The 6839-nt window shown below is 64.9% G+C and carries 7 protein-coding genes; 4 read left to right on the forward strand and 3 right to left on the reverse strand.

What is annotated here, in order from left to right:
* Nucleotides 1-35 precede the first annotated feature (35 nt).
* Entirely contained in the window at nt 36-944 is a 909-nt protein-coding gene (locus AC07O3_RS21675) for a PP2C family protein-serine/threonine phosphatase (RefSeq protein WP_093059685.1), read from the reverse strand.
* A gap of 4 nt (nt 945-948) precedes the next feature.
* Nucleotides 949-1956 carry a serine/threonine protein kinase gene (locus AC07O3_RS21680; protein WP_042673779.1) on the reverse strand — a complete coding sequence of 336 codons (1008 nt, stop codon included), beginning with the start codon at nt 1954-1956 and terminating at the stop codon, nt 949-951.
* A gap of 91 nt (nt 1957-2047) precedes the next feature.
* Here AC07O3_RS21680 and AC07O3_RS21685 point away from each other — a divergent pair, with 91 nt between their 5' ends.
* The 4 genes from AC07O3_RS21685 to AC07O3_RS21700 all read left to right on the forward strand — a co-directional run bounded on the left by AC07O3_RS21685 (nt 2048) and on the right by AC07O3_RS21700 (nt 6199).
* Nucleotides 2048-2971: a YicC/YloC family endoribonuclease gene (locus tag AC07O3_RS21685; RefSeq protein ID WP_093059687.1), complete on the forward strand. Its 924-nt coding sequence runs from the start codon at nt 2048-2050 to the stop codon at nt 2969-2971.
* A 14-nt stretch (nt 2972-2985) separates the two neighbouring features.
* Nucleotides 2986-3606 carry a guanylate kinase gene (gene gmk, locus AC07O3_RS21690; protein ID WP_093059689.1) on the forward strand — a complete coding sequence of 207 codons (621 nt, stop codon included), beginning with the start codon at nt 2986-2988 and terminating at the stop codon, nt 3604-3606.
* A 40-nt stretch (nt 3607-3646) separates the two neighbouring features.
* Nucleotides 3647-3850, forward strand: a complete 204-nt coding sequence (rpoZ, locus tag AC07O3_RS21695) for a DNA-directed RNA polymerase subunit omega (RefSeq protein WP_007835875.1) — start codon at nt 3647-3649, stop codon at nt 3848-3850.
* A 93-nt stretch (nt 3851-3943) separates the two neighbouring features.
* A complete protein-coding gene (locus AC07O3_RS21700; RefSeq protein WP_093081838.1) occupies nt 3944-6199 on the forward strand; it encodes a RelA/SpoT family protein in 2256 nt (751 codons plus the stop codon).
* A 7-nt stretch (nt 6200-6206) separates the two neighbouring features.
* Here AC07O3_RS21700 and greB read toward each other — a convergent pair.
* Nucleotides 6207-6839: transcription elongation factor GreB (gene greB, locus AC07O3_RS21705; protein WP_495340323.1), on the reverse strand; the 633-nt coding region annotated here is incomplete at its 5' end.

Genomic DNA, 6839 nt, shown 5'->3' on the forward strand with positions numbered 1-6839 from the left:
TGAGAACCGGAAAGAAAAAGAAAAGCCGCGCGCGCTCAGGTCTTGCGTGCGGCGGAACGGCGAATGGCTTCGTTGATTTCGGCGATGGAGCGCTCGATGGCGTCTTCGTCGAGGTCGTCGATTTCGTTGTCCGACGGCATGCCGGCCTGGATGGTCGAGGCGAACACGCCGTCTTCGATGGTTTCGGTGGACACGCCGCTGCGATCGTCGCCCGTGCTGTCGGGCATTTCCCATTCGAGCGCGATCAGCGTGACGTTGTCGCTGTGGGCGCCGCCCTTGCGCAAGGCCATCTCGGCGAGATCGGGGGCGGCGTCGGACACAGGCTTGTCGGACGAGAGGGTGTGCACGATCAATTCGTCGTCGAGCACGCCCCAGACGCCGTCGGAGCACAGCATGATGCGGTCGCCGCGCTGCAGCTGCAGCGGCGCCGAGACGTCGAACAGCGGCGTGGTCGGCGAGCCGAGGCAGGTCAGCAGCAGATTGCGGTTGACGGGCATGTCGGAGCCGTGCGGCTTGGGGCGCTCGGCGTGCGAGTGGTCGCGCGTGCGCACCAGCAGGCGGCCGTCGCGCACGACGTACAGGCGCGAATCGCCGCAGTGCATCCAGGTGGCGGTCGTGCCCTGGAGCACGGCCGCGACGACGGTGGTGCGCGGCGTGTCGAGCATGGCCTTGTGGCTCGCGTAACGCATGATCTGCTGATGCGCGGCCATGGCCGACTCGGCCAGGAAGGCCTTCGCGTCCTTCACGACCGGGCGCGCTTCGCGCTGGTAGAGCGCGGCAATGGTCTGCAGCGCCAGCTGCGCCGCAACCTCGCCTTCCGGGTGGCCGCCCATGCCGTCAGCCAGCACGAACAGGCTCGATTCCCGCGTGTAGCAATAGCCCATGCGGTCTTCGTTCTTGAGACGTCCGCCCTTGCGGCTGACCTGGAAGACGGAGAATTTCATGATGTCATGCAGGGCGCGTGGTGGGCGCAGCCGCCTTGGGCAGACTCTTCTTGTCGAAGGAGCGGATGTTGTCGATCGACAGGCGCACTTTCTCGCCCACCGTGAGCTTGGTGTAGCGGCGCTCGCCTTCGCGGCTGAGCTCTTTCTGCAGCGCGAAGACCGATTGCGGGCGCGACAGCGGGTCGAGCGACATGCACCACTCAACCACCTCGATCAGGTTGTCGGAGTACACGCCCCGCAAGCGCGACAGCGACAGGCTGAGCCGGTCTTTCTCGATGCGCCTGGGCGCGTCGTTGGGCGGATAGCCCTGCATGCAGGCGTAGATGCAGGCGCCGATGGCGTAGATGTCGGTCCACGGGCCCATCGACGAGTCGCGCCGGTACATCTCGGGGGCCGCGAAGCCGGGGGTGTACATCGGGCGGATGAAGATGCCTTCCTTGCTGAGCACTTCGCGCGCAGCGCCGAAGTCGATCAGCACGGCGCGGTCGTCGTCGGTGACGAAAATGTTGGCCGGCTTGATGTCCAGGTGCAGCATCTTGTATTGGTGGACGATGCGCAGGCCGCGCAGGATCTCGTCGAACAGCGAACGGATGGTCGACTCGCGAAACACCTTCTGCTTCTTCAGGTCGCGCGCCGTGACCACGAAATCCTGCAGGGTCGCGCCCTCCAGGTAGTTCATGACCATGTAGACGGTTTCGTTCTCGCGGAAGAAATTGAGCACGCTGACCACCGAGGCGTGCGAGATCTGCGCGAGCGAGCGGCCCTCTTCGAAGAAGCTCTTGAGCCCCAGCCGGTAGAGTGACAGCTTCTCCGGCGGCACCTGCGGCGCGAGCTCGCCCGGCCCCCGCGTGGCAAGCGAAGACGGCAGATATTCCTTGATGGCCACCTGCTGTCCGCTGGGGTCGATGGCGAGATAGACGACACCGAACCCACCTGCGGAAAGCCGGCGTACAACGCGGTAACCACCAATGACCGTATCGGGCAACAGGGGCGTAGGCTTGACCTTTGACATAATCCGGGAGTTTCGCCCGAAGGCGATGGTGCGGCAAGCGAACGCCGTGCCGACGCCTCGGTGCATGCAAGCAAAACCACAGTGAGGCGCAATGCCAGTTTACAGCATGACCGGCTACGCCAGCGGCCAGAACGGGTCCGCAGGCAGCCACTCCGAAGCCGAGGCACGGCCTGCAGCCGCGGGTCGGCTCGGGGTAGAAATCCGCTCGGTCAACAGCCGCTTCCTCGATCTCACCTTCAAATTGCCGGAGGAACTGCGCCAGCATGAAACCGCGCTGCGCGAGCTGCTCACGGGCAAGCTCAAGCGCGGCAAGGTCGAAGTGCGGGCCGCCATCGAGAACACGGCCCAGGCCGGTGTGGTCGAGCCCTCCGTCAAGCTGCTCCAGCGGCTCAACGGGGTGCAGGACAGCATCAAGGCCTGGCTGCCCAGTGCCCGCGACCTGAGTGTGGCCGACGTGCTGCGCCTGGCCGGCGGCGACAGCGCCGCCCGCGGCGACTGGGGCCCCGACCTGCTCGATGTCGCCGGAAAAGCGCTCGAAGGCCTGATGTCGGCCCGCCAGCGCGAAGGCGCGCGGCTGGCCAAGATGCTCGAAGCCCATCTGGGCCAGTTGCGCACCCTGGTGCTGCAGGCGGGCCCGCTGGTGCCGCAGCTGGTCGAACAGCAGCGCACCCGCTTCCTGGAGCGCTGGCAGGAGGCCATGGGCCTGACCGCCGGCACGGGCGGCACGCTGCCTGAAGCCGCCCAGGACCGCGCGCTGACCGAAGCCACCGCCTTTGCGATCCGCATCGACGTGGCCGAGGAGCTCACCCGGCTGAACTCGCACCTCGACGAGATCGAGCGGCTGCTCAAGAAGGGCGGAGAAATCGGTAAGCGCCTCGACTTCCTGATCCAGGAGCTGCACCGCGAGGCCAACACCCTGGGCTCGAAATCGGCGGCCCTGGAGCTCACGCGCATCGGCGTGGACATGAAGGTCCTGATCGAGCAGATGCGCGAGCAGGTGCAGAACATCGAATGACGACGAGCGAAAGAATGGATTACCCCGGCAATATCTTCGTGGTGGCTGCGCCCAGCGGGGCCGGCAAATCGAGCCTGGTCAAGGCACTCATGGAGCTCGATTCGGCTGTGCAGCCCTCGGTTTCGCACACGACCCGGTCGCCGCGCGGGCAGGAAAAGCACGGCCGCGAGTACTTTTTTGCCTCGCCGACGGAGTTCGACGCCCTGATCGCGGCGGACGGCTTCGTGGAATGGGCCCATGTGCACGGCCACCGGTATGGCACTTCCAAGAGGGCCATCGAGGAGCGGATCGCCCAGGGGGCCGACGTCATCCTCGAAATCGACTTCCAGGGTGCACTGCAGATCCGCAAGACCTTTGCCAACGCGGTCATGATCTTTATCCTGCCCCCCAGCTGGGAAGAATTGCGCTCCCGCCTCGAACGGCGCGGCGAAGACAGCGCCTCGGTCATCGAATTGCGCCTGAAGAACGCCGCCGAAGAGATGGCCCGGGCGGGGGAATTCGACTTCGTTATAATCAACGAGTTATTTGAGCGCGCGCTTTTCGATCTCAAGGCGATCGTCCACGCTCAGCGGCTCCGGTATTCCGCACAGCGCCGTGCACGTGCCGACACATTCGCCGCACTGAACATCCCCTGATATCCGAGTTCATCCGCTCACAGACAGAAAGATTCTCATCATGGCCCGCATCACCGTCGAAGACTGTCTCGTCAATATTCCGAACCGTTTCCAGCTCGTCCTGGCCGCCACGTACCGTGCGCGCATGCTGAGCCAGGGCCATGCCCCCAAGATCGAGAGCAAGAACAAGCCCGCCGTGACGGCGCTGCGCGAAATCGCCGAAGGCAAGATCGGCCTCGAAATGCTCAAGAAGGTGCCGGGCTGATCTGACGCAGCCCTGCAACGAAAAGGCACCGCAAAGCGGTGCTTTTTTTATGCCTGAACGCGTCCATACAGCGGTCACGCTAAAGTGGTAGCCATGAGCGCGGTAGCCAAATCTCAGTCCCATGCCCCCAAGGGCACGCCGAAGCCGAGTCCGGCTGCGCTGAACGCGGCCGCCGCAAGCTTTGCCGCACTGACCGCGCGCCTCGACTACCTGAGCCCCGAAGACACCGAGCTGGTCCGCCGAGCCTACCGCTTCGCCGACGAGGCCCACCTCGGACAGCTGCGCAACAGCGGCGAGCCGTACATCACCCACCCCATCGCCGTGGCGGCGCAATGCGCCGAGTGGAAGCTCGATGCTCAGGCGCTGATGGCGGCCCTGCTCCACGACGCCATCGAAGACTGCGGCGTCACCAAGCCCGAACTCATCGAGCGCTTTGGCGCCCCGGTGGCCGAACTGGTCGACGGGCTGACCAAGCTCGACAAGCTGCAGTTCAACACCCGCGAAGAAAACCAGGCCGAGTCGTTCCGCAAGATGCTGCTGGCCATGGCGCGCGACGTGCGCGTGATCCTGGTCAAGCTGGCGGACCGCACGCACAACATGCGCACGCTGGCCGATGCGCCGCGCGAGAAGTGGGGTCGCATCTCGCGCGAAACGCTGGAGATCTACGCGCCCATCGCGCATCGCCTCGGGCTGAACCAGACCTACCGCGAGCTGCAGGAGCTGTCGTTCCGGCATCTGAAACCGTGGCGCTATGCCACGCTGTCGAAGGCCGTGGCCAAGGCGCGGGGCCGACGCCGCGACCTGATCCAGAAGGTGCAGCGCGAGGTCGAAACCGCCTTTGCCGCAGCGAACATGACGCTGCGCATCGCGGGGCGCGAGAAAACGCTCTATTCGATCTATCGCAAGATGGAAGAAAAGCACCTGAGCTTCGCCCAGGTGACCGACATCTACGGCTTCCGCCTGATCGTGCCGAACGTGATCGCCTGCTACACCGGCCTGGGCATCCTGCACCAGATGTACAAGCCCCTGCCGGGCAAGTTCAAGGACCACATCGCGATCGCCAAGCTCAACGGCTACCAGTCGCTGCACACCACGCTCGTCGGCCCTGCCGGCGTGAGCGTCGAGTTCCAGTTGAGGACCGAGGCAATGCATGTGGTGGCCGAATCGGGCGTGGCTGCACACTGGCTGTACAAGGCGGCCGAACCGAACGCGGCCAGCAACGACCGGCTGGGCACCAAGTGGCTGCAGTCGCTGCTCGACATTCAGGACGAAACACGCGACGCCGCCGAGTTCTGGGACCACGTCAAGGTCGACCTGTTTCCGGATGCGGTCTATGTGTTCACGCCCAAGAGCCAGATCATGGCGCTGCCCCGAGGCGCCACGGTGGTCGACTTTGCCTACGCCATCCACAGCAACATCGGCGACCACACTTCGGCCGCGCGCATCAACGGCGACCAGGTGCCGCTGCGCACCGAACTCAAAAATGGCGACGTGGTCGAAGTGATCACCGCGCCGGTGTCGACACCCAACCCGGCCTGGCTGGGCTTCGTGCGAACCGGCCGGGCGCGCTCCAAGATCCGCCACTATCTGAAGACCCTTGCGCACGCCGAGTCCGAAGGCCTTGGCGAAAAGCTGCTCGCGCAGGCACTGCGCGCCGAAGGCCTGAGCAAGCTGCCCGAGGAAGACGAGGAACACCAGGCGCTGTGGGAGAAGCTGCTGCGCTTCACCGGCAACCGCACCCGCTCCGAACTGCTGACCGACATTGGCCTGGGCAAGCGCATTGCCAGCATTGTCGCGAAGCGGCTGGTGGCAATGCTCTCCGAACTGGGCGAAAGGCCCGATGCGCTGCTGCTGAGCCGCGAGCGCTTCATCTCGCACGAAACCGTGTCGCAGGGGGCGGTCACGCTGGATGGAAGCGAAAACTCGTCGGTGCGCTTTGCGCTGTGCTGCAGGCCGATTCCGGGCGATCAGATCGTCGGCTACCTCGGCCATGGCGAAGGTCTGGTGGTACACACGGAAGACTGTGGTGTCGGCCAGCGGCTGCGCCATAAAGACAGCGAACGCTTCTTCGCCGTCGAATGGGCAGATGAACCCACACGAGCCTTCGAGACCGGCGTGGTCATCACCGTGCGCAACGACAAGGGCGTGCTGGCGCGGGTCGCAGCCACGCTGGCCGATGCGGAAGCAGACATCACCCACGTGGAAATGGCCGACGAGACCCCGCAGGATTCGACCGACCTGCGCTTCGTGATCGCCGTGCGCGACCGCACGCATCTGGATGCCGTGTTGCGCGCCGCCCGACGTACCGCGTCGGTGCTGACCGCATCGAGGACGGTTCCCGCCCCCTGAGGCGCCGTTACGCCGCGGCTGGGCGCGGCGCCGGATAGCTCACCGACAGAATCTCGACCTCGTGCGCTCCACCCGGCGTCACGAGCTTCACCACATCGCCTTCGCGCGACTTGAGCAACGCCCGCGCAATCGGCGAAATCCAGCTGACCTGCGACTTCGCACTCTCCGCTTCGTCGATGCCTAGGATCGTGACGCTGCGCTCGTCGCCGGTCTCGTCGATATAGCGAACGGTGGCGCCGAAGAAGATCTGATCGCGACCGTGGTGCACCGAAGGATCGGTGACCTCCGCGATTTCAAGGCGCTTGGTGAGAAAACGGATGCGGCGATCGATCTCGCGCAGGCGCTTCTTGCCGTAGAGGTAGTCGCCGTTCTCGGAGCGGTCACCGTTCTTGGCCGCCCAATGCACGGTTTCGACGATCTTCGGCCGCTCCTCGTCCATCAGCTGCAGCAGCTCGTCGCGCAGGCGCGCGTAGCCTTCGGGGGTGATGTAGTTCTTGCTGCCTGCGGGCAGCGGAGGCAAAGCGCCATCAGCGCCGTCGTCATCCCCGTCAGAGTCTGTTTCCTTGGTGAATGCCTTGCTCAAAGCAGAATCCTCCAAATGAAAAAAGCCCGCAACTTTCGTTGCGAGCTTTTCTTGTAA

This window comes from Variovorax sp. GW821-FHT09D05 (genome assembly GCF_059416325.1).